Origin of the sequence: Halobacillus dabanensis, assembly GCF_900114165.1 — a bacterium.
Classification (GTDB): domain Bacteria; phylum Bacillota; class Bacilli; order Bacillales; family Halobacillaceae; genus Halobacillus; species Halobacillus dabanensis.
In genome coordinates this window covers 20,661-45,109 of record NZ_FOSB01000005.1, presented here as the reverse complement: position 1 = coordinate 45,109, position 24,449 = coordinate 20,661, and the positions used below count along the sequence as shown (strand labels likewise).

The window sequence follows — 24,449 nt, the reverse complement described above, 5'->3', positions numbered from 1 at the left end:
AAACCTTTGAAGTGGCGTCTCTTTGCCACATCAAAGGGCTTGCTTAAGACCTCGAGGGGGTAGGCGCTGGAGCTGGATGATTCAAATGCGCAAGCGCCTTGCTCACCCCCGACATGCTTAAGCAAACCTTTGAAGTGGCGTTTCTTTGCCACATCAAAGGCTTGCTTAAGACCTCGAGGGGGTAGGCGCTGGAGCTGGATGTAACCCACCGCGTAAAGTCATCCACAAAAAGAAAATTTTATAATTCCCTGGACCAACATATAAAAAGACTGCCAGCACATTTCCTCTGCTGACAGCCTTTTTCTTTTAATACGGATCTGCCTCATGGCTTTTCTTCACAGCATCTTCTGCTGCTTCATTTTGAGCCATCGACCCTTGACCATATTTCGATCTTCCTGCATCACGCCCTGGAACTTCCCGACTTCCCGACATTTTCTCCATTTCCTTCATTTTCTCTTCTAGCCCTTCTTTCACACGAAGTCCATACTCTTCATCTGCTTGGGTGAAATGGTCGATCATCGCATCTTGAATGCGTTTGTCACAAACAGCGAGCGCATTGGAAAGGTTTTTGATCAATTCATCTCTTTCCCAATCTTCAAAGCTGCGATACGTATGCCCGGCCTGTCCATAGTTGTTCGGACGATCGATCGGTTCACTCATGGCCGCCGCGTTGTACGTTGGCTCATGAGGAGGGGTTTTCGCCCCGTCCGCCTCCTGGAAGCCGCCTTTCATCGACGGTTCGTAGTTGATATGCGGATTTTCCCCTGATTCTCTAGGATCGCGCGTATCCATTTGCCCGCGCTGCTGATTTGTCCGGACACCGGTTTTCGGAGCGTTTACAGGCAATTTCAAATAGTTCGCCCCTACACGGTAACGCTGGGTATCAGAGTAGGAGAACGTCCGCCCCTGAAGCATTTTGTCATCAGAAAAGTCCATGCCATCGACAAGAACGCCTGTACCGAAAGCCGCTTGCTCGATCTCCGCATGAAAGTCCTCTGGATTCCGATCGAGGACCATACGACCGACCGGATGCCACGGAAACTGATCCTCCGGCCAAAGTTTCGTATCGTCAAGCGGATCAAAATCCAATTCCGGGTGATAATCATCTTCCATGATTTGGACAAACAGCTCCCATTCCGGATATTCTCCCCGCTCGATCGCTTCATAGAGATCCTGAGTGGCATGACTCACGTTTTTAGACTGGACCATGTCCGCTTCTTCCTGTGTTAAATTACGAATGCCTTGTTTCGGCTCCCAGTGATATTTCACCAGTACCGCTTCGCCTTTGTCATTCACCCATTTATACGTATTCACTCCAGACCCCTGCATATGGCGATAGGTTGCCGGGATTCCCCAAGGCGAGAACAAAAATGTAATCATATGGGTCGCTTCCGGGGTGCGGGAAACGAAATCGAACATCCGCTCCGGGTTTTTCACATTGGAAGCAGGATCCGCCTTAAAGGCGTGAATCATATCAGGAAACTTCATCGCATCACGGATGAAGAAGATTTTCAGATTGTTTCCAACTAGATCCCAGTTGCCATCTTCGGTATACATTTTCACCGCGAAGCCCCGGGGATCCCGATCGGTTTCCGGTGCGTCTTTCGCTCCTGCCACTGTGGAAAAACGGACCATCAACGGCGTTTTCTTCCCCGCACCAGAAAAGACTTTCGCACGCGTGTATTTTTCCACAGGCTCGTCGCCGACTTTGCCATATGTCTCAAAATAACCGAACGCTCCCGATCCTCTTGCATGCACGACCCTCTCCGGCACTTCTTCCCTGTCGAAATGGGAGATTTTTTCAATGAAATGATAATTCTCAAGGGTAGCCGGACCACGGTTCCCAATCGTCCGGATATTTTGATTATCCGTCACCGGACGTCCTTGCCTTGTTGTCAATGTCTCCCGTTCCATATCCTGATCGTTCTTATCCTTTTTATGGTTGTCTTTCGCCAATATAAAAACCTCCTCACACAGAATCAGCTTTAGCATCTCTCCTATTAGTAAATTTATACAGAGGTTGTAACATCTTCTTTTATTCCCAGCTTGTCTGTATGATGGAAGTTTTCTATGGCAATATCCTTCTTTTAAAATAAAAAAAGCCTCCATCGCTGGCAGACTTTTCTTCATGAATATCACGTTAGGTTGCTTTATTGATCACGATTGACAATTGATAGTTTGCCTGTCTATTCAAATCAACCAAAAACTCATCCAATCGTTCGTGGGATGGAAATTTACACTCCAGAAGATAGCATCCACCTCCACTGATTTTATAATTGTTGATCACAAATTCCTTTTCAGATTCAATAAAGTCCAGGTATGGCTTGTGATTGGTGTTTTTAGTAAAAATAGTGATGAATGCATGGACAGGAAGCCCCATCTTTTTCTTGTTGACGTTAATCGTGTACCCTTCAATGATGCCTTGGTCTTCCAGCTTAGCCACCCGTGCTGCAGCCGCTTGTCCTGTCAGATGCACGTTATCGCCCAGTTCTTTCATTGTAATCCTGCTGTTTTGTGATAATTGATCCAGTATCTTTCTATCTGTCGCATCCAACATATACGTAAATCCTTTCATTAATAAAGTAAAACCACGGAAAGACTTGATTTTATCTATGTCCTTCCATCTTTATCTAAGTATAAAATATAGGTAGTAAATATAAAAGGAGTGGGAATGGATGAAGATTAAACACATTCGAAATGCAACTCTCCTTGTAGAGTATGCAGGTCGTAAAATATTAATAGATCCGATGCTTGCAGAGAAAGGAACATACCCTCCCTTTCCAGATTCACCGAGGCAAGATCAAAACAACCCATTAGTAGAATTGCCGACATCTGTCGATGATATCATGAAAGATGTGGATGCGGTGATTGTCACTCATCTCCATTTAGACCATTTTGACGATGCAGCTAAAGATGTTTTGCCAAAAGATATCCAACTGTTTGTCCAGAATGAAGCCGATCGTGAAGAAGTGCAGAGTGCCGGCTTTCACCATGTAGAAGTGCTGACAGAACAAACCGTTTTCGAAGATATCGAACTCATTAAAACAGACGGACAGCACGGCAGAGGAGAAATTTTGAAACTTGCCGGCGAAGTGTGCGGGATTGTTTTCAAACATCCGGAAGAGCAAACGTTATATGTAGCAGGAGACACGGTATGGTATGAGGCCGTCGAAAAAGAAATCGAAAACCACCAGCCGGATATCATTGTAGTCAACGGCGGGGACAACCAATTCCACCAGGGGGGTTCACTCGTCATGGGGAAAGAAGATATCCATTCAGTAGCTAAAGCCGCCCCCAATGCCAAAATCATCGTCGTGCATATGGAAGCCGTCAACCACTGGACATTATCAAGGAACGAACTAAGAGACTTTATTCATCAGGAAGGAATCAGCTCCAACATTTTCGTTCCTGAAGATGGCGATTCTTATTCCTACTGAAAATGTCATGGATTGAGGAAGTCCCTTTAAGGGGCTTTCTCTATTTCACACCTTTTATCAGCGGTTTTTTCAAAAATTAGAATCAATTAACCTTTAAAGAATCCATGGTTACCACAGTTAAATACATTCTTTTCGTTTCGCCTTCATATAGAAGAACAAATCCCCATTTTAAGCAGGCCTCCAAGGTGACCATTCTCCCTTCATTCTATTCACCAGCAAATGTGCTCCTTTTCTTTTCTTTACGTAGACACCCAGCTAGAGTTACCATTTCCTCATAGAAAAGACGACTATTCCTAAAGAATAATCGCCCCACCATATAACATATATTAAAGACTCTTAATATCCGTAATTAAGCCAAAAAAATATTGCTCCATCGAATCAGCTGGTTTTTGAACAATGAAGACATAGATAGATTCGGTCGGATAAAACTTCTGATGGATATGAAATCCCGCTTTGGTTAATTCCTGTTCCATTCGAGTGGAAGAGATTCTTGGATGATTATTATTTGGGTCATCTTCTAATTCCACACAAACGAAGAATCCATTTTGTTTAAGAACCTGCTTAATATCTTGTAACGTTTCCGCTAGAGGGTTGATTTCATGGAGAACTAAAGATGCCATCACTACATCAACCGAATCATTTGGTAAGGAACTGTCTTTCATACCAGCTTGGATGGTTTGAATATTTTCTATCCCTTCCTCTTTTGCCTTGGATTCTAGCAAACCTATCATGTTTGCATCGATATCCAGGGCATATACCGTTCCATCCGTCCTCTTGGCCGCTGGGATGGTTAAGAAACCTGTTCCAGCACCAACATCCAATAAGTGATCATGACGCTGAATCTGGAGAGAATCCAGTAAACTTTCCGGCGAGAATTGCTCTCTTCGCTGGCTGCTATCCAAATAAGCTACCTTTTTTCTAAACTTGTCGATAGAATTTACGTTTTCGTGGTTTTTCATAAAAATCCTCCTGGAATAAAATTTATATAAAGTGTAAAAGTCCTGTTAAAAGTTTTCCTCCACCAGGGCGGCGTTGACACCTATGGCGGCTTTGCTGCCTTCCGCGGCCGCAATGATTAATTGGGAAGGGGCGATGATCGAAGCATCGCCACAGGCAAATACTCCATCGACACTGGTCCGACCGATGCCATCCGTTTTGATAGCACCTTGATTGTTAAATTCACATCCCAAACCCTCTCCGATCGATGCGGCTTGTTCCAATTCTGTTATGACAAATCCTCCGTCACGGGAAATGGTCGTCCCATCATTAAATGAGATTTGCTTCAAATCGCCTTGATCCCCAGTTAAGGCAGCGATCGGCTGTTCATATACGGTCACTCCTTTTTCTTCTAAAAGCCGCTTTTCCTCTCCCGATAACGTTTGCTTTCCATTCGTACAAACAACCAGATCCCTGGACCAGTTATAAACAACCTTCGTCATATGAAGGGCTCCTGAATTTTCGGCAATGACAGCCAATGGGCGGTCTCTTAGTTCCCATCCATCACAGAAAGGACAGCTGAATAAGCTCGTTCCGTAAAATTGATGGATATGGGGTATTTCTGGCAACCGTTCTTTAAGACCTGTCGCTACTATAACTTTTTTTGCCGTATAGAGATCCCCTTCCTCTGTCTCCATAGAAAATATCCCATCATGCTTCCATACCCTTGTCACTTTTTGCTTCTTTATATGGACGTCTGGGTACTTTCCAAGTTCTTCTCTAGCCAGGCGTCTTAACTCTCCCGGATTGATTCCATCTCTCGTCATAAACCCATGAGCTTCCTGGGTTACCGCATTTCGAGGTTGTTCATTATCAAAAAGCACGGTCGCTCGTCTGGACCTTCCAAGGACCAAGGAAGCATTCAATCCAGCTGGTCCTCCTCCGATTACAGCACAATCCAACATCATTTATATCAGCTCTCTTCCTTTGCATGTGTGTGTTCCAGCCGTTTTTCTTCCATCTTATCAGCTATATCTATAAGATATTTGTTTGCCAGGTCTTCCTTCATGTTTTGCTCCGCTTGGATCATCACATTTTCAATCAGGCAGTCTTCATTATGATCCAGGGAACAGTGGAATAACTGGGACTCTCCTTCGACGGCTTTGATAATGTCTAAGAAAGAAATCTTCTCTTTCTTTTTCGACACCTTATACCCTCCTTTAACGCCTGGGGTAGATTCAATCCACCCACCTTTTGCGAGTTTCGTTAAAATTTTGGAGAGATAAGTGGGAGACAAATCCTGCATCGCTGCCAATCGCTGAACACCAACAGTCGTTCCTTTAGGTAAGGAAACTAAATAAACCATCGTGTGTAAGGCGTAATTCGTTGCTTTTGAGTATTTCATTATTATCTCCTCCTTATTAAGGATATTAAAGACTATTGTTGTCTATAATTCAAATAATACTTTATCACCACGGAACAATGGTGTCAACTTATATCGTTCTATTTACTGGCTGCCATATATAAAAAAAGCAGGACGAAATCTTTCCTTCGTCCCGCTTTTCCTATCTTCCTATAAAAACTTCGCAACAAACTTCCGGTTTCTTGGTCCATCAAATTCACAGAAATAAAGTCCCTGCCATGTACCGAGAACCAGGCGCCCGTCTTCTACCAACAAAGTCTGGGCATGTCCGACCGTGCTTGTTTTCATATGTGCAGCCGTATTGCCTTCCGCATGGCGGTCTTCTGGATGCTCCCATGGATACACTTCCCGGAAACGGTTCAGCATATCTGTTTTCACATCCGGGTCGGCGTTTTCATTGACGGTGAGTCCGGCCGTCGTGTGCATCGACTGCACAACAATCACACCATCTTTCACCCCTTGTTCACTCACCCAGTCCTGTACTTGATCGGTAACATCAATCATTTGATCATGATGACTGGTCTTCACTTGAAAGGTCTTCAACATCGTATCAACCTCCTATTTCCGAAGCGGCGAATGCTTCTAATTTTTCATACGTTTTATTCTCTTTTTCAAAAAAGCTTTGCTCAGACACGGCAAATGTCCGGGCTTCCGGGTCAACATCTACGACTGCCTGATAGACATTGGTACCATTCCCGCGTAATTGAATGGAGAAACGTCCCTCCTCTTTTTCGACGACACAATTGACAAGACCACCTTTATTGATGACGACAATCGGTGTGTCCTTTTCGTTCGGGCCGAGAATCGTCGAGACCAAGGAAGAGGCACTCATCGCCGTCCCGCAAGCATTGGTCAGACCGACGCCACGCTCAAACGTACGAACAAAGATTTTATTCTTCTCTAAAATTTGCACATAGCTTACGTTCACACCATTCGGAAAGACTTCCGGCAAATCGTTCGCCTTTTTCCCTACCGCTGACAGTTCGTCTTGATCCACATTGTCCACGATGCTCACGATATGTGGATTCGGTACGCTCAAAGCTGTAAAAGTACGTTCTGCAGACAATTCAGGTATAGCTACATCCACCGCTTCCTCTCCATTATAATTCATTGGCAAGGATTCCACTTTAAAGGAAACAGGATCAATCATGACTGAAAATGTATCGATTTCCGGAAAAATTTCCTCCACCTGGCTGACAGGAAGCACCGCTTTTTCTGTTTCAATCGCAATTTCTGTTTTCCCCAGCTTTTCAATCATGTGACGCGCAACACAACGGAGGCCGTTCCCGCACATTTCCGCCTCTGTTCCATCAGAGTTGAACATACGCATCCGTCCTTCTGCTTTATCACTCGGCATGACGAACAAGATACCATCTGATCCGATGCCATCCTGCCGGTCACACAACAAGATAGAAAGCTCTCGTCGGTCTTTTTCTGAAAATCCAAAGTCATTCTCGATTTCGTCGATCAAGATAAAGTCATTTCCTGATCCATGGCATTTAATAAAAGGTATTTTCATCTCATAACTCTCCCCTGGCGTTCATATTTTTTCTCATCATAGCATACATACGCAAAAACGAAAGTGAAAGTGCCTTACTGATCCCCACATGCTGAAAAAGTGGAGAAAGCAAGCTCCCCCCTCTGCAAGACGAATGGTAAAGGACCAGAAAAAAAAGCGTGTGACCATTAGGCCGCACGCTTTTTCATCAACCATAAGAAATAAGGCGCACCAATCAGTGCAACGAGAATACCTGAAGGAATTTCGTTCGGAGCGAGCAGTGTCCGACTGAACAAGTCAGCTACTACAAGCAGCGCCCCACCGATCAGCATCGTAACAGGTAACAGCTTCTGATTGACACTTCCGACAAGCAATCTTGCAAGGTGTGGAGCTATCAACCCGACGAAACCGATCGAACCGACCGCGGCCACACTACAGGCGGCAAGCAATGTCGCAATCAATGCCATTTGGAAACGAACACTGACAACCCGTAATCCAAGCCCTTTTGCGGTATCATCCCCAAGGGACAACACATCAAGTGTTTTAATATAAAAGGCTAATAGCGGAATGAACAATAGTACAGGCCAAATTAAATACTGTAACAACTCTGCCCAGCCTTTCGCGTACGTTGTCCCAGAGAGCCACGTCAGAGCAGAGGCAACGCCAAGGTCTGACTGCACGACCATGATCTGAATTAGCGCGGAACCAAATGCAGACATCCCTATTCCAAGCAGGGCCAAAACAGTCGGTTGGAATTCAGCTTTTGCCCCTAACACCATGACGACGAGGAAGAAAACTAACGCCCCTGCCATCGCACCTACTGGAATCCAGACCGCTGAAACACTGAACCAATACATCGTCATCAACGCACCGACACCAGCACCAGAAGTGATCCCGATCACCGACGGATCCGCCAGTGGATTTCGTAACACCCCTTGGAAAATCAAGCCACTGACTGCTAGAACCGCTCCACTGAACAACGCGACAAGCGCTCTCGGCAGCCTTAAGTCAATAATCAATCCACGCAGGAAATCATTCGCTTCCCCGAAAAAGGCGTTGTAGGTGACCAGAGGTTCAAAACCATAGTTACCAGAAGCAAGACTTACGAGTAGAGTCAGGCCGATAAGCAGGAGAAGCACTGGAAGTAACTTAGCCATCGACAATGTCGCCGAATTTTTCCCGGCCATAATTGCTCCCGAGTCCTGGCTGTTACTCCTCTTCATGCGCATGACAAGCCAGATGAGCCACGGCGAACCTACAAGCGCCGTAATAGCCCCGACAGGCAATTCATTAAACGACGGATCGATCACCCGGGCAAGGACGTCGGCAAGCAGGAGCACGTTGCCTCCCCATAAGAAGGAACCTAAAATTAACGGCAAATGAGCACGGTACCCGATCAATTTGATTAAATGCGGAGCCACTAGTCCGACAAAACCGATCGGTCCGACGATACTTACTGTCACACTCGTCAACAGTACGGCTGCGATGATCGTGACAACCTTTACTGTACGGACATTTTGCCCAAGTGCTGTGGCCACATCATCCCCAAGTGTCAGGGTATCGAGTTTACTTGAAAACACTAAGGTTACGATTACTCCGACAACGATAACAGGAAGGGAAAACGACACCCCGTCCCAATCATTTTGAATCAGGGTGCCAGATCCCCACAAGAACAATCCCTGTGTCTCATTTTCATAAAAAATTTGCAATACCGAAGTCAGTGCTGAAAATAAGAACGTCACAATCATCCCGGCAAGCACCATCCGGACAGGAGTCGCATCCGAACCACCAGACAGCACGTATACAAATAAGAACGTTAGAATGCCCCCGAGAAACGCTGTTACGATCCCATTACCGATCATTGCTGTCGGCACAAATATCGTCGTTACTACAACAGCAAAATACGTCCCCGAATGAATCCCGAGCGTACTTGCCGAAGACAACGGGTTTTTCGTTACCGTCTGCAAAATGACCCCAGACACCGCAAGCGCTCCACCCGCGATGATTCCCATGACTGCACGCGGCATGCGGAGCGTACGGACCGTGTGATGCTGCAGCGTATCCTGCGGACTGATCAGAGCATCAACAACAGTTGATAGTGGAATTTCTACATTCCCTTGATTGATATGTATAAAAGTTAAAAGACACAACAACGCGGTCCCACCTCCGAAGGTGAGAACCGCAATCATTGTGTTCTTAAGCGTCGAATTCATAAAACCCACTCACTTCAGTTTTCTTCCAGTGCCGCGTTGACTACTTGTTCAGCTAGAACTTCTGCTGAAAGTGGTCCACCGAATGTCCAGGCATCACCCGGCATTTGATAGGTGCGGCCTTCCTGGACAAATCCAAGGTCTTCCCAGACAGGGTTTCCAGCCAGTTGTTCTTCAAAAATATTATCCTCTTCCTGAACGATGTAGAAGAAGTTGGAATCCTGGTAGTTTTGCAGTGCTTCCACCGTCGTTTCCGTGTAGCCATAAATTTCAAGCTCTTCGGATTCATAATCGTTCTCCATACCAAGATTATTCATGATCTTAGCTACCATCGAATTATCTGTGAATAAACGCAATGTCGGTGTATCCTGCATAGTGAATGCTTGTGAGATTACGTAATTCATCCCATCTTTATCCGCTTCCTCGAGACGGGCTTGCTGCTCTGTGAACGTCTCTTCCATGTTCATAAGCACTTCATCTGCTTTATCTTCTTTATCAACAATTTTAGCCATTGTGTTGAATTCATCAATCATGTTTTGGAATTGATCCTGTGCCGCTTCTTCCGAATAAGGCGCGAACATTACCGTCGGAGCGATACTCTCCAAGTCTTCCTTAATTGCTTCATGACGGAAATCGACACCGATAATCAAATCCGGATCCAAGCGAGAAATCGCTTCTAAGTTCGGCTCTTGGCGAGTCCCGACGTCCTCGACATCCTCACTGAATGGAATCCCTACATTCACCCAGTCGCCATACTGATCCAGACCAGCAACGCCGACTGGCTCCATACCAAGTGCTTGAAGGTTTTCTGCATATGTCCACTCAAGGACGACCACTTTCTTCGGTGTTCCTTCAATCGTTTTTTCCCCTGTAGCATCTTCAATCGTTATCGAACGGGTTTCTTCCCCTTCTGATGTTTCCTCTTCTTTTTCTTCTTGATCATTGGTCTCCTCATTCTCAGAACCTTCGTCGGTTCCTCCGCCACACGCAGCAAGGAGAACCAGCCCTAACAACAGGGCGAACAACCAAACCTTTTTCATGTATAAACACCCTCTCGAACTTTTCTATTATGTAGAATCGTTTACCAGCGATACCATTTTCATACCCTTATTTAGAAAAATCAAACAACTGATAAAGATTCTCATTATCATCAACATCTATAATCCTACCTGAGACTCAATTTTCTGTCAATGAAATATTTCTCACCCATTTAGCTTAAAAAAGATGTCGGGTTATTCAGCAGTCTCTTCCTCCAACCAATTATAGAAAATGAGCTCCTTCCCCAAAGTAAAGCCTTCCTTGCGAGCAATCTGCTTCCATACTTCCATCAGCCCACCATAAAAATAGCGCAATAATTCCGTACGCACAAGACCTTTTTTATAGGCAAAAACTGCTCGTTTGAACGTCTGATTGATAACTTCCAAGTAATCTTCTATAGGAGATTCCAATTTCCACTGACGATAGGCACTCTGCACTGTCCTCCACGCAGGCAATACTTGTTCCACACCTAAATAAGGTTGGCTTGTTTCAATGAAAGAAGCAGGAATGAACGATGGCAAAAAGGAAGCATCAAACGGTACTACTTTACTAAAAGAAGATTTACACTGATTATTCTTTGTTTCCGTCGTCGAATTTGTCCTTTGAGGCTTGTCCTGGTGCTTGTTTTCCTTTTTCTGAGGAGTGTCACGAAGGGTGTCAGGTGGGGTGTCATCAGAGGGTAAAAAAAGATCCGTCTGCGGAAGAAACACGAGTAAATTTCCTCCCTGACGGCCATTCGGTTTCTTTGTGGTCACCTTCTTGATCAGGCCTTCTTTCACTATGCATCGGAGCGCCCGGATAACCGTGCTCTCGCTCAAACCTGTACCATCCACAATCGTCGCCCTTTTCGGAAAAGCGACACCGGGATATTTCACCGCATGACGCCAGATAAATGTCAGTACCTGAAACGTCCCTTCTGACAAGGCGGCCTTTCTTTTGTAAAGAAAACTGCGCACGTGGTAATCGAGCTCCTTTTTATCTTTGAACTGCTGCTGCTCCCGAATCCAATTCATATCCATTCTCTCCAACTCCCATTTCATCGTCTTACTCTATAATCGAAAGAAGTCGAAGTTTGGTGTCTAAGAAAAATCATTTTTTTAATTTCCACAAAAGCTCCCTACTTTTGAAGAATCAGTTTCGAGGCAAATAGTTAAGTGTATCTCGAAACTGCTGGAAGAGCAGGACAGGGAGCTATTATGAAAAGGCTCTACAACAGCTTTTCTCAACACTCCCCCGTAGACGGAATGGAGAGCGATTCCGAAGTGCTTCATACGGCAAAGGGGCGGAAGGAAACGGTGAGACTCCTGTGGGATGAACATGATAGGTGAGATCCCGGAAGACGAAGTCTGAGGAAGCTCACCACATGCCCACGGAAAGCGAACCGTTTCCTGGAGCCCCTATAGTACAAAAAGATCTCGGAATCAGGTCTGCTCTATTTAGTGAAAAATATTGTTTAACAAGGCAGCAAAAAGGAAAATCTAAAAATGTAAGCCTAATTATGAACATTTTGTGTCCAAAGTGAGAATTATTTGTTACAATATAATCAAAGAAAACATTTTCAAGGAAGAAACATCCAAAAGGAGATGATTTTCATGGGTATGATTGTAATGTTCTTACTATTAGCTACCGTTGCTCCATTCCTATTTTTAATTACTAAAAAAACATCCTTAGCCGTTGTGCAATCGATTTTACTTATCGGCATGTGGCTCTACTTTTTCCAGGTCACCATTTACACAAATCCCGGCGCGTTCTCTATCACATGGTCGATGTTCTATTTAGGACTGATCGGCGCACATGTCGCCTGGGTGATGTTCATCATGGCAACAGTAAAAGCAAGTCCCGCTTATCAAGAAAGCTTGAACAAAGAAAAAGAAACGCTCCTTTCCTAATTAGGAAAGAAGCGTTTCTTTTTTTAATCTTTCGGTTGCAGTTTAACCAGTTGGATCATCGCTTGGGTGAAGCTCAGTCCTGTCAGAATGATAAGAACAAACTTAGGGTCATAAGTAGAGTACAAGACACCACCTAAGGCAAATGCCGTCAATGCAATGCAAAGGATAAATCCGATTAAATCTTTCCATGGCCAGCCGGCCTCTATAGGCATGTTTCGTTTTTGTTCCATCCTTATAACCCCCGTTTGTTTTTAGTGACCGCTATGGTCTTGTTGTTCTTGTTCTTCGTGCTGCTGGTGGTCGCCGCCACCTCCACCATGATCGTGGTCAAAGCCGAAGGACATCGTGAACAGTGATCCTGCTACAATGATTCCAGCCAGGGCAAACCCGTGGAACATCATATTCCATGGGACATGCCCATTTCCGCTTTCTGCTTCTGTCACGTGCATGAACATGAACAATTGCACACCAGCCTGCAACAAGGCAAGTATCATGATTCCGATAATGATCCATGTTACAGGTAAGTCAGATCCGATAGCCGCCCATGCAGCAACCAATGTCATGACTAATGACAAGACAAATCCAATGACATGATTCATAGGGACGCGTTTTTTTGAATTGGCCATATTAAATCACCATCCCAATCAGATAGACACTTGTAAAGATGAAAATCCAAATGACATCAAGGAAGTGCCAATATAAGCTGATAATAAAGAATTTACGGCTAGTGACGTTTGTAAGTCCACGCTGCTTGATTTGGATCAAGAGCAGGATTGCCCAGCCGATTCCCAATGTTACGTGCAAGCCGTGGGTACCGGCCAGGATAAAGAATGCAGACCAGAAGGCACTGGACTGAATCGTAGCACCTTCGTGGGCATAGTGTACAAACTCGTATATTTCAAAACCAAGGAAGCCTAAACCTAATGCCAGGGTAATAGCCATCCATATCGTTAAGCCTTTCACAGAACCCCGGCGCATTTCGTGAATCGCCAGCCCACAAGTAAAACTACTTGTAAGGAGCAAGAAAGTCATGATGAGGACGATGCCCGGCTCGAATAATTCACCTGGATGCGGCGCATCAGCAGTACGTCCGAACAGTACGGCATAGGTCGCAAACAAGGTGGAAAAGAGGACGACCTCGGCGCCTAGGAAGATCCAAAAGCCCATGATGCCCATCTGACCTTCTTGGGTGCGATACTCTAATGGCCCTGTCTTCAGTTCTTCTGCAGCCATATCATAACCCCCTCGCTTTTTTCTCGGTGCGTTTGATTTCTTCTACCGGTACATAATAACCGTCATCATAGTCGAAGGAACGGCGGATCATCATAACGACGCCTCCGAGCAATCCGAAGACCGCTACATACATCCATTCGAATACAAGTCCGAAGCTTGCCAGACCAAGGAAAGCCATCATAATGAATGGTTGACCTGTGTAACTCGGCATATGAATCGGCTTCACTTTGGATTCTTCGAATGTTGTTTTTCCTTCTTCTTTCATGCGGACATATGGATCGATTTCATCCACGTACGGTACTGTTGCAAAGTTGTAATAAGGAACTGGTGTCGTTGTCGCCCACTCAAGCGTACGTCCATTTCCGTTCCAGGAGTCGCCCGTTGTTTCACGCTCACTGTAACGGAAGCTGTAGTAAACGTTGTAGACGAATACGATGAAACCAAGTCCCATACCGAACGCTCCTACCGTAGAAATGACGTTCAACGGCAGCCATTCGACAACGTTTGTAATGAACAAACGACGCGGCATTCCATCAAGTCCAAGGAAGTACTGCGGGAAGAAGCAGACATGGAAGCCAAAGAAGAACAACCAGAAAGCCCACTTACCAAGACGTTCGTTCATCTTGTGACCGAACATTTTCGGATACCAGAACACAAGGCCTGCAAAACAAGCAAATACGGTACCAGCAATCAGCACGTAGTGGAAGTGTGCGATCAGGAAGTACGAGTTGTGGAACTGATAGTCCGCAGCCGCCATACCGAGCATGACTCCTGTGACACCACCAAGAATGAAACTCGGGATGAATGCCAGTGACCATAACATCGGTACAGTGAACTCGATTTTCGATTTATATAAGGTTGCCAGCCAGTTGAATATCTTCACTCCGGTCGGTACGGCGATCAACATAGTCGAAATGGAGAATACGGAGTTGACGAAAGCACCGGCGCCCATCGTAAAGAAGTGGTGCACCCATACTAAGAAACTGAGCAATGCGATGACGATCATCGACCAAACCATCACATTATATCCGAACAAACGTTTTTTCGCGAAAGTAGCAATAACTTCAGAGAAAATACCGAATGCCGGAAGGATGACAATATAAACTTCCGGGTGTCCCCACATCCAGAAGAGGTTCGCCCACATCATCGGCAACCCTTCTCCTGTCAAAGTGAAGAACTGGGAACCGAAAATACGGTCAATCGTAAGTAGTGCAAGAGCTACAGTCAAAATCGGGAACGCGAATACGATGATGAAACAAGTGACCAATGTCGACCATGTGAAGATCGGCATATGGAAAAGCTTCATGCCAGGGGCACGCATTTTCAAAATCGTAACCATCAAGTTGATCCCTGTTGCCAGGGTACCAATCCCGGATAGTTGCAGTCCCATAAGATAGAAGTTCTGCCCTGGTCCCGGACTCATTGCTGCACCGGATAGTGGGGTATAACTTGTCCAACCAGCATCCGGAGATCCTCCGATAACGAAGGAAATGTTGAAAAGCGCCATTCCGAAGAAGAACGACCAGAAACTTAATGCGTTCAAATATGGAAAAGCAAAGTCACGCGCTCCGATTTGTAAAGGAACAATAATGTTCATCAAACCGATCAGGAACGGCATCGCCATGAAAATGATCATGATCGTACCGTGGGTTGTGAAAATTTCATTATAGTGCTGGGAGTTCAGGAATCCCAGATCAGGAAATGCTAATTGCACCCGCATCATCATAGCGTCCACGCCGCCACGGAATAACATGAGCAGGGCACTTAATATATACATCACACCGATTTTCTTATGGTCAACCGTCGTCAACCATTCACGCCACAGCCATCCCCACTTTTTGAAATACGTCAAAAGGAAAAAGAGGGCGATGCCCACTAGCGCCATGGAAACCATTGCACCATAAATGATAGGCTCACCGGTGACTAAAATATCTGTAATGTGCATGTCTTCACCTGCTTTCTTAACGTTCTATTGGAAGCTTTCTTGTTCTTCGATTTCATATAAATGAAGCTTCTTCTTGAATTGTTCACGGTAATTCTCTACTACGTAGCCCATACCTTCCTTCGTATGGTGCTGTACGTATTCCAAGTGTGTGCTCGAGAAGGACTCCTTGTCCGTCAATCCTGGCTGCAGCAGTTCATCATAACGCTCCGCTGTCAACTCAGGAGCTTCGTTCTTCACTTCTTCTGCCCAAGTGTTGAACTCTTCCTCACTTTCGGCATGTACTTTGAAGGTTTGTGCTGCAAAGCCTTCTCCGTTGAAGTTCGAGTTACGTCCATCGTATGTCCCTTCTTCATCGGCTTCGAGGTACAATTTCGTCATCATACCCGCCATGTTGTACTTTTGACCGCCAAGGGCCGGGATCCACAGAGCTGACATGGAATCAGCAGATGTTAAACGGAATTCAATCGGACGATCTGTCGGTATGTGTAAGTAGTTGACGGTTTCAATATCCTGTTCCGGATAACTGAAGAACCATTTCCAATCCGCTGTAGTGGCATAAACCACAAGTGGATCCTTCGCCTCTTCCCCTGCTTCAGGTTCCGGCGGTTTTTCCAAATCATACAAAGTCGTAACGGTTGGAATCGATAAAAGAATAACAATAATGAACGGAATGACCGTCCAAACGACCTCGATCGTTGTATTTCCGTGCAAGTTCGGATCATAATCACTTTCTTTACGTCCCGGACGGTTCTCGCGGTACTTGATAAGCATGTATGCAAACAATGCAAACACGACGACAATGATACCTAACATGAACCAAAGCGAGTATACAATCAGGTCATATTGACTTTCTGCGACTGGTCCCTTTGGATCAAGCACAGTCATTTCCAGTTGCCCGCACCCGCTTAAGAAAAGAATCAAACCGAGCGGCAACAATCCTAACCATCTATTTCGGAGATGTTTAGCTTTCATTAATCTGAACCCTCCTATCAATCTATTAAATTATAAGTATAAAACTCGAATACAAGGAGCTGTTATACGTATCAGGGCTTGACTGATTATATCAGATTTTGAAGAAATACAAACACAAGTTCACAACTTTGTCATACATCGTTCACGAACTGTTAATAAATTCGACAAATGTTAGACGCTTTCAAGGAAATTACTAACAATTAGGCAAAAAACTAGTACAAAAGCGAGTTGGATGAATAATAATAAAATTGGACATATTGATGAGTTAATCGGACGAATATGGTAAAAAAAGTAAGACCTGGTCAATCAAAATATGGTTGACCAGGTCTTACTTTTTTTACCATGTCGATCGGGAATGGTTTTGAGAAATGCTGTGGAGGTTTATAAATGTGATACATACAAAAACCAACCTACAACCCTTTTAAAAAAAGATGTAGATTGGTTCATAAAATATATTCTTAAGGAATCAAAATGATTATCCCTCGTTTTCCTGTCTTTGAATGAAATGATTGAATCAGAAAAATAAAAAAAGAGAATAAAACTCCCCTTTAATATCTACACCTATTCAATAGGAAGAAAAACCTCTACTTCTTCCCCTCGTTCGGTTGGATGATACGTTTCTATTATATAAGAAGCAAAGTCCCGAGAATATTCTTCCTTCTCTGTCCAATCAGCAAGCTCCTTATAAAGGGAATTAATATCTGCTATCGGACCTCTTATGGATGTGTAAGAACGAGAAACTTCCATATACTCCATACCTCTAGGGATATAACGAGGCTTATCATGGACCACAATTCCTACATAATAGTCACCTTCCAGATGATTTTCACCTTTCTTTGGTTCAAACAAAGCAATTTCACCATTGGTATGGTCTTCCATTTCTCTCGTACGAAGCAAAAGCTGCCTGGCGAAATCGGGGACTTCTGTTGAAAAATCAGCAAAAGCGCCATGTCCATTAATGCCAACAATCTTGAATGTTTTATTCACTTGTCGGGCTTTCATAAAAAAACCTCCTAATAATTGCTGGAAGATCCCACTCCATACCCCCAAGCTTACTACTAAGGCTAAAAAATACAATGAATAACATTTTAACACCCAAAAAAAGTAAGACCTGGTCACCCAGATTCTGGGTGACCAGGTCTTACATATTTTACCATTACAATTCCTTATTACTTCCTGCGGATGCCGATGGTGCGGCCGACTTGCTTCGGTGTGTCTTCACCAGCGTTCACTTTATATTCCGCTTCCACTTTCTCCGCTACTAAATCTGGAAAAGGTGCCGGACGTCCCTCGTCTTGGTCCATGCCCATCAGCATTTCTTCAAGAGTAGAGACAACCTCTCCATCAGCATTGTACATCGTCAGGAACAGATGGATCCGCTTGGCATCATAATCAAAAACACGAGCAACCACTTCGAATTCCTTCCCTTCATGCATTTCCTTCAAGTAACACGTATGCGTCTCTAGGGTGAAAATCGTGTACTGATACTGTTCACGACCTTTGGCATCCAATCCGATGTGATCGATGAACGCATCGGTAGCGAGACTGAACGCACGGTTATATTCCGCATCATTCATGTGCCCGTTGTAATCCACCCACTCGGATGGCACGGTTTGTTTGTAAGAAAAGGATGATTCCACGAGAACTCCTCCTTTATACTTTCGCTTTTTCTGTTTCCTGTGGCCAATATTCCTGGACTAGATCGTACAGACGAATCAAAAATTCATTACGATTTTGGTCGAGCTCAGCCATCGACATGCCATTCGCTTGATGTTCACAGCCAGAAACTACCTTATTATATAGCTCGTCCGTTAATTCCGGTGCTTCAAGCTTCGTCCATGGTTTTTTCAAGGCTGGTCCGAACTGTTTCAGCATATGGCGCATGCCTCCTTCGCCCCCTGCCAGGTGGAACGTAAGGAAAGGTCCGTACTGTGCGTAGCGCAACCCTGCTCCGTGTGTGAACGCTTTGTCTACTTCTTCTGTCGTTGCGATTCCTTCATTGACGATATGAAGAGACTCTCTCCAAATCGCTTCGATTAAACGATCGGCAATGTGACCTTCAATTTCATGACGGACCAATAGCACACTCATATTCAAGCTTTCATAAAAAGCCTTCGCTTTGTCTACGTTCTCTGTTGTTGTCTGTTTTCCTGCAACAACTTCCACGAGCGGCAAGATATACACCGGGTGGAACGGGTGTGCGACAACGAAACGCTCGGGATGCTGCAAGTTTGCCTGCAGTTCTGATGGCATGATTCCAGAAGTACTGGAGCCGATCAACGCATCAGATTTTGCATGCTGATCAATGTTTTGCAAAACGGTCTGCTTCAATTCTTCTACTTCTGGTACATTCTCCTGAATAAAATCAGCGTCTTTCACCGCAACCGCCAATTCTTTTTCAAATGTTAAACGGTCTTTAGAAGCACCTTCTGCAAGTCCAAGAGCTTCCACATACGGCCACGATTGATCGACCGCTTGGCGCATCCGTTCTTCCGCTCCTTCTGCTGGATCTGTCGCAATGACATCATAGCCTTGGGCCAGCATGCGGACAATCCAGCCATTTCCGATTACACCTGTGCCGACGACGGCAACTTTTTGTACTGACATATAATTACTTCCCTCCGTGTGGATTTCTTAAGTTGAGATATTGACGTGCTTCTTGTGGCGTCATCGGCTCAAGGTCCAATCCGCTAAGCATCGTGACAGCTTTATCGACAAGCTGTTCATTTTTCGCGACAACGCCTTTAGAAAGATAGATGTTATCTTCCAAACCGACACGGACATTACCGCCGAGCATCGCTGCTTGAGAAGCCATCGGCATTTGCATACGACCGATGCCGAATGCCGACCAGTGGGCATTTTCCGGAATACGATTTTTCATATAGATCATCGTTTCCGCATCAGCCGCTGCTCCCCACGGAATCCCAAGGCAAAATTGGAACATCGGATCGCCATCGATCAGCCCTTCTTCCACCAATTGATTGGCAAAACGGATGTGACCGGTATCGAAACATTCAAGCTCTGGCTTCACACCACTTTCTTGAATCATTTTCGCCTGGTCGCGCAGCCAGTCTGTCGGGCTCATATAAATCATGTTGCCGAAATTCGTACTTCCGCAGTCGAGAGTGCACATTTCCGGAAGCAATTCTCCTACCGGTTCGTGACGTTCTCTTGGTGTTTGGATATCGGTACCGTCCCCTCCTGCTGCAGGTGTATTCAAACTCGGGATAAAATCACCGCCACCTCCAGAGGTAATATTAATGATGACATCTGTCTCTGATTCACGAATGCGATCGACGATTTCCCGGTAGTGCTCCACATTGTGACTGATAGCACCTGTTTTAGGGTCCCGTGCGTGAACGTGAGCAACTGTCGCTCCCGCCTTTGCCGACTCAATCGCAGACTCCGCAATTTCTTTCGGCGTGACAGGCACGTGTGGATTTTTCTTCATTGTATCTCCCGCCCCTGTGACGGCAGATGTTAACAATACTTTATTTTTCATTCCAAAGGTCCTCCTTTGAATTCGTTTGTTTGATCAACCAGCTAAAACTATACCATCCGGACTGTTTAGTTTCAACACGCATTTCTCATATTTTTCGTATTACACTTGCGAAAACTTATCCTGAATCCCGTCATCCCGCTAGATTACACCTATTATTTTGTACAATATTTTTTTTACAGACTGAACAAACTGAAATTAAAGCATAAATAATACGAAAATAAGGGAAAATTAACTTTCTACTCTATAATTCCTTGAACATTGCTTAATATACTCCCATTTGCACCCCTATCTCCCCTTTGAAACAGAACCGTCTGGATTGTACAGTTTAAAACGGCGTTAGCGAAACAAACAATTTCAGATTTTTATAAAGGAGGACATTTTCATGAAGAAACAACTCATGGATTGGAAAACATTTGGAGGGGCGCTCGCTTTATTACTATTTGTAGCCTTGCCTCTCCTCATTTTCCCTGAACAAGGAAAAGAAGTGGTACTCGCAGCCAACGAAATCGTGACCCAAAAACTAGGTTTCTTATTTCTAGTTGTAGGATTAGTCCTATTGCTTTTCCTATTATTTGTCGGAGTAAGCCGCTATGGAGATATCAAACTCGGAGATAAGGAAACAAAACCGGAATTCAAAACTGGTTCCTGGGCAGCCATGCTGTTCACGAGTGGAATCGGTACCGGCATCCTCTACTGGGGTGTGATCGAGTGGGCTTATTATTATCAAGGACCACCCTTTGGTGTGGAACCTGGTTCCAAAGAAGCGATTCAATGGGCATCTACGTATGGATTTTTCCACTGGGGACCGATTGCCTGGGCGATGTTCGCCATTCCCGCCCTGCCGATCGGCTATATGTTTTATGTCAAAAAGACACAGGTTTTTAAAATTAGTGAAGCCTGCCGTCCTGTACTTGGAAAATACACGGATACATGGGTCGGACGTCTAGTCGACATTCTATTCATGTTCGGACTGCTAGGCGGAGGGGGAACAGGGCTTGCCCTTTCTGCACCGATCATTTCAGCAGGTTTGAACAACCTTGTAGGCATTCCCGATACCATGATGACAAAATCGATCATCCTGGTATTCTGTACGTTGATCTTTGGGTTGAGTGCCTATTCCGGATTGCAAAAAGGGATCCGCGTCCTGAGTGACATCAACTTATGGCTCGCCTTCATCCTATTGATTTTCATCTTTGCGGTAGGACCAACGAGCTTCATTACAGAATCGACAGGAACAGCCCTTGGTCGGATGATGGACAACTTCTTCCTAATGAGTTTATGGGCAGAGCCATTCAATGACCTTGCTTCCTTCACCCGGACAGGATTCCCTGAAGGATGGACGGTTTTCTACTGGGCATGGTGGATTGTTTATGCCCCGTTTGTCGGCCTATTCATCGCTCGTATTTCCAAGGGGCGTACGATTCGTCAAGTCGTCTTCGGTACTGTCCTGTTCGGAAGCTTAGGTACCATTCTGTTCTTCGGAATTCTAGGAAACTATTCCATGTACTTGGAACTGAGCGGCCAGTACCCAGTTATTGAAACATTGAATAACCAGGGCGCACCAGCAGCGATCATCGGCACCCTGACAGAATTGCCATTAGCAACGCTTGCCATCATCGTCTTCATTTTGCTTGCGACGATCTTTTTATCTACCACGTACGATTCCGGTTCTTATGTGATAGCCTCTGTCGTACAAAAACATGTCGAAGGTGAACCACTGAAATGGAACCGTCTGTTCTGGGCGCTGGCACTATCGATTTTACCGATGATATTCATGAACATGGGCGGACTGACCACCCTTCAAACAATCAGTATTGTTGGTGGATTCCCGCTTCTAGTCATTCTGCCGATTCTCGGATGGTCGTTTATTAAGATGGTCAATGAAGATAGGCAGAAAGAAAAGAAAACAAGCGAGAAAGAGGAGCATATTGCATGAAGACACGTTATGAAAAAGGATTAGAAATACTGAAATCCTACACAGATGAAGAAAAAGGAACCAACCACTTTGAACTTATGAAAGCACTCGAAGATATCGCTCCAGATCTCGGTAAGTACATTATCGAGTTTGCCTACGGCGATATTTACAACCGGGATCATCTCAGTAAGAAATCCCGTGCGCTTACCGTTTTATCAAGTCTCGTCACCCAAGGATCCGGCAGTCTTCCACAACTGGAACTGCACATCAATACAGCATTGAACGCGGGGCTGTCCGAAACTGAAATCACCGAAGCGATGATTCAGCTTATCCCTTATGTCGGCTTCCCGTCTGTGATCAATGCACTTACCCAGGCTCGAAAAGTATTTCAAGAGCGTGAAACAGAAGAAATGATGTTTACGTAAAAAAAGAAATGCGGAAGCGCCTTGCTCACCCCCGACTAGCTTAAGAACGATAGTGACGTGGCCCGATCTTTGTCACAATGTTTAAAGAGGAAGTTCGGTTAAGTTCGCAACGTCCTGTTGCAACACCGAACGACCCCACTTCCTGTGGGGCCTAAGACCTCGAGGGGGTAGGCGCTATAGCTGGACAAAAAGAAATGCGGAAGCGTTCTGATAGACACGAAACCCATAAGCAAATAGAAACAAAAAATCACCAGTTCCTAAAAAAGGAGCTGGTGATTTCTTATTTTGATTTATATGTTTGTTCATTCAAGCGTTCCAGCACTTGTTCCCTAAGTGTTGGTGGGAGTGTACCTAAACCGAATATTTCCGATAACCATAAACCGTCAACTGCAAGCCGTATAATCGTGGCATCGACTTGATCGAGACCGTCATGTTCCATATGGTGTTGCCAATCGGCATATGTATCCTTTAGTGGTTGCAGTAATTCCGGGTTGATTCCTTGAGCCGCCAGCATTCCTGCACTGATCGTCCGGTTCTCCCCACTCTTATCATGCATAACATTAATGAAGGAACGCGCCCATTTCCCTATTTCCTCTCTATCCTCTTCTACTAATTCTTGGACATTCTCCCGATAAATATCATTCATATGCTGGACGAGTCCCTCCACAAGCGCCTGCTTCGTGGAAAAGTGATATAAAAGACCGCCCTTACTAACTTCTGCTCTTTTTGCGACGGCATCCAATGTCAACGCATCACTGCCCTGCTCTTTTACGATCAGAGCTGCCGCTTCCAAAATCTTTTGCCGTTTTGATACTCGTGGCATGTGCTTCCCTCATTTACGTTCATTTTCCCATAATGTTATCAGTAATCATGGGGGTTTTCAATTTGATTGATCCCCTTTCTCATTTCTCCAGGTAAAAGGGAAAGGAATATCACTGATTACGTACCACCCTCCTTCTTGTTTCCAATCCCCAGTAACACACCAGTTTTCCTCCCCTTTATTTCATGCCGTAATTATTTTCCAGGATATGAAACCTTTATTTTCCATGCACGTATAGATAGGAAAGAAGACAAACTGACTTGAGAAACGAAGGAAAGGGGACAATGCCGTGATTGATGTAAAAGGCATCAGTAAACAGTATGGTGACATCCAGGCTTTGGACAACATCAGTTTTCATATCGATGAAGGAGCTTGTTTCGGACTAGTCGGGCCGAACGGGGCCGGAAAATCCACACTAATGAAAATTCTCTCCGGGATATTGCTGAACTTTCACGGAGACATGGAAGTGAATGATTGGAGTGTCTCCAAAGAGCGGTTGAAGATAAAACAGCGGATCGGGTATGTCCCGCAGGAAATTTGTCTGGAGGAAACCCTGACAGCCAGGGATAACCTGACTCTGTTTGGACATTTGTATGAGTTGAAAAGAAAGGCACTTCAGACAAGAATCGATGAAGTACTTGCACAAATCGGCTTGCAAGACAGGGCTAAAGATAAAGTGTCCACTTTTTCAGGTGGTATGAAGCGGCGGTTGAACATCGGTTGCGCCTTATTGCACAAACCTTCCATTGTCATCATGGATGAACCGACCGTCGGTATTGATCCCCAATCCAGGAATTCGATTTTTTCCATCATCCAGGAATTGCAGAAAGATGGAAGCACAATCATTTATTCCAGTCACTATATGGAGGAAGTCGAACATCTCTGTGATAGCATCGGTCTCATAGACAACGGAAAACTTGCAGAATTCGGCCGGATGGAAGATCTGCTGGAAAAACACGCCAGTCCTTCCTTGTTTATCGCAGGGGAAGGGATTGATCAAGATTTCCTCCAATCGTTCGGTAAGGTCGAACGTAAAGGAACCGGATACTTGCTTAACAGTGAAGATTCCCTCCAAACCCTTGAAAAAGTGGCGGTACATTGCCGCGAGCAAGACATTCATCCCTACCGTTTGGAGCTTTACCAGCCCAGGTTGGAGGATATATTCTTCCACTTGACCGGAACACAGCTGCGAGATATGTAATAAAG

25 protein-coding genes are annotated in these 24,449 nt (G+C 44.9%); 5 read left to right on the top strand and 20 right to left on the bottom strand.

Going from position 1 to position 24,449, the window contains the following annotated elements; translation table 11 throughout:
- Nucleotides 1–306 precede the first annotated feature (306 nt).
- Both BMZ58_RS09660 and BMZ58_RS09655 read right to left on the bottom strand, forming a co-directional pair.
- Nucleotides 307–1,914, bottom strand: a complete 1,608-nt coding sequence (locus BMZ58_RS09660; RefSeq protein ID WP_244151535.1) for a catalase — start codon at nt 1,912–1,914, stop codon at nt 307–309.
- Nucleotides 1,915–2,140: 226 nt separating this feature from the next.
- Complete coding sequence (locus BMZ58_RS09655) at nt 2,141–2,557, bottom strand: Lrp/AsnC family transcriptional regulator (RefSeq protein WP_075036356.1); 417 nt, start codon at nt 2,555–2,557, stop codon at nt 2,141–2,143.
- A gap of 118 nt (nt 2,558–2,675) precedes the next feature.
- Here BMZ58_RS09655 and BMZ58_RS09650 point away from each other — a divergent pair, with 118 nt between their 5' ends.
- The gene (locus BMZ58_RS09650) at nt 2,676–3,437 is read left to right on the top strand and encodes an MBL fold metallo-hydrolase (protein ID WP_075036355.1); all 762 of its coding nucleotides are present in this window, start codon (nt 2,676–2,678) and stop codon (nt 3,435–3,437) included.
- Between the two features lie 326 nt (nt 3,438–3,763).
- On the opposite strand, the gene BMZ58_RS09645 is transcribed toward BMZ58_RS09650, so the two are convergent.
- From BMZ58_RS09645 to BMZ58_RS09610, 8 genes are all read right to left on the bottom strand, one after another.
- Nucleotides 3,764–4,396: a class I SAM-dependent methyltransferase gene (locus tag BMZ58_RS09645; protein ID WP_075036354.1), complete on the bottom strand. Its 633-nt coding sequence runs from the start codon at nt 4,394–4,396 to the stop codon at nt 3,764–3,766.
- 45 nt (nt 4,397–4,441) lie between these two features.
- A complete protein-coding gene (locus tag BMZ58_RS09640; protein WP_075036353.1) occupies nt 4,442–5,341 on the bottom strand; it encodes an NAD(P)/FAD-dependent oxidoreductase in 900 nt (299 codons plus the stop codon).
- Between the two features lie 5 nt (nt 5,342–5,346).
- Nucleotides 5,347–5,778, bottom strand: a complete 432-nt coding sequence (locus BMZ58_RS09635) for an Rrf2 family transcriptional regulator (protein ID WP_075036352.1) — start codon at nt 5,776–5,778, stop codon at nt 5,347–5,349.
- A 168-nt stretch (nt 5,779–5,946) separates the two neighbouring features.
- The gene (locus BMZ58_RS09630) at nt 5,947–6,342 is read right to left on the bottom strand and encodes a secondary thiamine-phosphate synthase enzyme YjbQ (protein WP_075036351.1); all 396 of its coding nucleotides are present in this window, start codon (nt 6,340–6,342) and stop codon (nt 5,947–5,949) included.
- Between the two features lie 4 nt (nt 6,343–6,346).
- Complete coding sequence (gene dapF / locus BMZ58_RS09625) at nt 6,347–7,315, bottom strand: diaminopimelate epimerase (RefSeq protein WP_075036350.1); 969 nt, start codon at nt 7,313–7,315, stop codon at nt 6,347–6,349.
- A gap of 167 nt (nt 7,316–7,482) precedes the next feature.
- Nucleotides 7,483–9,507 (bottom strand): iron ABC transporter permease, encoded by a 2,025-nt coding sequence (locus BMZ58_RS09620; protein WP_075036349.1) that lies wholly within the window; start codon nt 9,505–9,507, stop codon nt 7,483–7,485.
- Between the two features lie 14 nt (nt 9,508–9,521).
- Nucleotides 9,522–10,544 (bottom strand): ABC transporter substrate-binding protein, encoded by a 1,023-nt coding sequence (locus BMZ58_RS09615; protein ID WP_075036348.1) that lies wholly within the window; start codon nt 10,542–10,544, stop codon nt 9,522–9,524.
- Between the two features lie 192 nt (nt 10,545–10,736).
- Complete coding sequence (locus tag BMZ58_RS09610) at nt 10,737–11,561, bottom strand: helix-turn-helix domain-containing protein (protein WP_075036347.1); 825 nt, start codon at nt 11,559–11,561, stop codon at nt 10,737–10,739.
- Nucleotides 11,562–12,134: 573 nt separating this feature from the next.
- On the opposite strand from BMZ58_RS09610, the gene BMZ58_RS09605 reads away from it, so the two are divergent.
- Nucleotides 12,135–12,431, top strand: coding sequence for a hypothetical protein (locus BMZ58_RS09605; RefSeq protein WP_075036346.1), 297 nt, complete (start codon nt 12,135–12,137; stop codon nt 12,429–12,431).
- A 23-nt stretch (nt 12,432–12,454) separates the two neighbouring features.
- Here BMZ58_RS09605 and BMZ58_RS09600 read toward each other — a convergent pair whose 3' ends face one another.
- The 9 genes from BMZ58_RS09600 to BMZ58_RS09560 all read right to left on the bottom strand — a co-directional run bounded on the left by BMZ58_RS09600 (nt 12,455) and on the right by BMZ58_RS09560 (nt 20,083).
- Nucleotides 12,455–12,661, bottom strand: a complete 207-nt coding sequence (locus tag BMZ58_RS09600; protein ID WP_075036345.1) for a cytochrome C oxidase subunit IV family protein — start codon at nt 12,659–12,661, stop codon at nt 12,455–12,457.
- A gap of 21 nt (nt 12,662–12,682) precedes the next feature.
- Nucleotides 12,683–13,057, bottom strand: a complete 375-nt coding sequence (gene qoxD, locus BMZ58_RS09595) for a cytochrome aa3 quinol oxidase subunit IV (protein ID WP_075036344.1) — start codon at nt 13,055–13,057, stop codon at nt 12,683–12,685.
- Nucleotide 13,058: 1 nt separating this feature from the next.
- The gene (qoxC, locus tag BMZ58_RS09590; RefSeq protein ID WP_075036343.1) at nt 13,059–13,664 is read right to left on the bottom strand and encodes a cytochrome aa3 quinol oxidase subunit III; all 606 of its coding nucleotides are present in this window, start codon (nt 13,662–13,664) and stop codon (nt 13,059–13,061) included.
- 1 nt (nt 13,665) lies between these two features.
- On the bottom strand, nt 13,666–15,609 hold the full coding sequence (qoxB, locus tag BMZ58_RS09585) for a cytochrome aa3 quinol oxidase subunit I (RefSeq protein ID WP_075036342.1): 1,944 nt from the start codon (nt 15,607–15,609) through the stop codon (nt 13,666–13,668).
- A 24-nt stretch (nt 15,610–15,633) separates the two neighbouring features.
- Nucleotides 15,634–16,581 carry a cytochrome aa3 quinol oxidase subunit II gene (qoxA, locus tag BMZ58_RS09580; RefSeq protein ID WP_075036341.1) on the bottom strand — a complete coding sequence of 316 codons (948 nt, stop codon included), beginning with the start codon at nt 16,579–16,581 and terminating at the stop codon, nt 15,634–15,636.
- A gap of 561 nt (nt 16,582–17,142) precedes the next feature.
- Nucleotides 17,143–17,583, bottom strand: a complete 441-nt coding sequence (locus tag BMZ58_RS09575; protein WP_075036340.1) for a hypothetical protein — start codon at nt 17,581–17,583, stop codon at nt 17,143–17,145.
- Nucleotides 17,584–17,750: 167 nt separating this feature from the next.
- The gene (locus tag BMZ58_RS09570) at nt 17,751–18,221 is read right to left on the bottom strand and encodes a thioesterase family protein (protein WP_075036339.1); all 471 of its coding nucleotides are present in this window, start codon (nt 18,219–18,221) and stop codon (nt 17,751–17,753) included.
- A 13-nt stretch (nt 18,222–18,234) separates the two neighbouring features.
- Nucleotides 18,235–19,188, bottom strand: a complete 954-nt coding sequence (locus BMZ58_RS09565) for a 3-hydroxyacyl-CoA dehydrogenase NAD-binding domain-containing protein (protein ID WP_075036338.1) — start codon at nt 19,186–19,188, stop codon at nt 18,235–18,237.
- A gap of 4 nt (nt 19,189–19,192) precedes the next feature.
- Nucleotides 19,193–20,083: a beta-keto acid cleavage family enzyme gene (locus tag BMZ58_RS09560; protein WP_075036337.1), complete on the bottom strand. Its 891-nt coding sequence runs from the start codon at nt 20,081–20,083 to the stop codon at nt 19,193–19,195.
- 382 nt (nt 20,084–20,465) lie between these two features.
- Here BMZ58_RS09560 and BMZ58_RS09555 point away from each other — a divergent pair, with 382 nt between their 5' ends.
- Together BMZ58_RS09555 and BMZ58_RS09550 are read left to right on the top strand one after the other, a co-directional pair.
- Nucleotides 20,466–22,019, top strand: coding sequence for a BCCT family transporter (locus tag BMZ58_RS09555; protein WP_075036336.1), 1,554 nt, complete (start codon nt 20,466–20,468; stop codon nt 22,017–22,019).
- Entirely contained in the window at nt 22,016–22,423 is a 408-nt protein-coding gene (locus BMZ58_RS09550) for a carboxymuconolactone decarboxylase family protein (RefSeq protein WP_075036335.1), read from the top strand. The genes BMZ58_RS09555 and BMZ58_RS09550 overlap by 4 nt, the downstream gene beginning before the upstream one ends.
- A 280-nt stretch (nt 22,424–22,703) precedes the next feature.
- Here BMZ58_RS09550 and BMZ58_RS09545 read toward each other — a convergent pair whose 3' ends face one another.
- Nucleotides 22,704–23,246, bottom strand: coding sequence for a TetR/AcrR family transcriptional regulator (locus tag BMZ58_RS09545; RefSeq protein WP_075036334.1), 543 nt, complete (start codon nt 23,244–23,246; stop codon nt 22,704–22,706).
- A gap of 286 nt (nt 23,247–23,532) precedes the next feature.
- On the opposite strand from BMZ58_RS09545, the gene BMZ58_RS09540 reads away from it, so the two are divergent.
- Nucleotides 23,533–24,444: an ABC transporter ATP-binding protein gene (locus tag BMZ58_RS09540; RefSeq protein ID WP_075036333.1), complete on the top strand. Its 912-nt coding sequence runs from the start codon at nt 23,533–23,535 to the stop codon at nt 24,442–24,444.
- Nucleotides 24,445–24,449 lie beyond the last annotated feature (5 nt).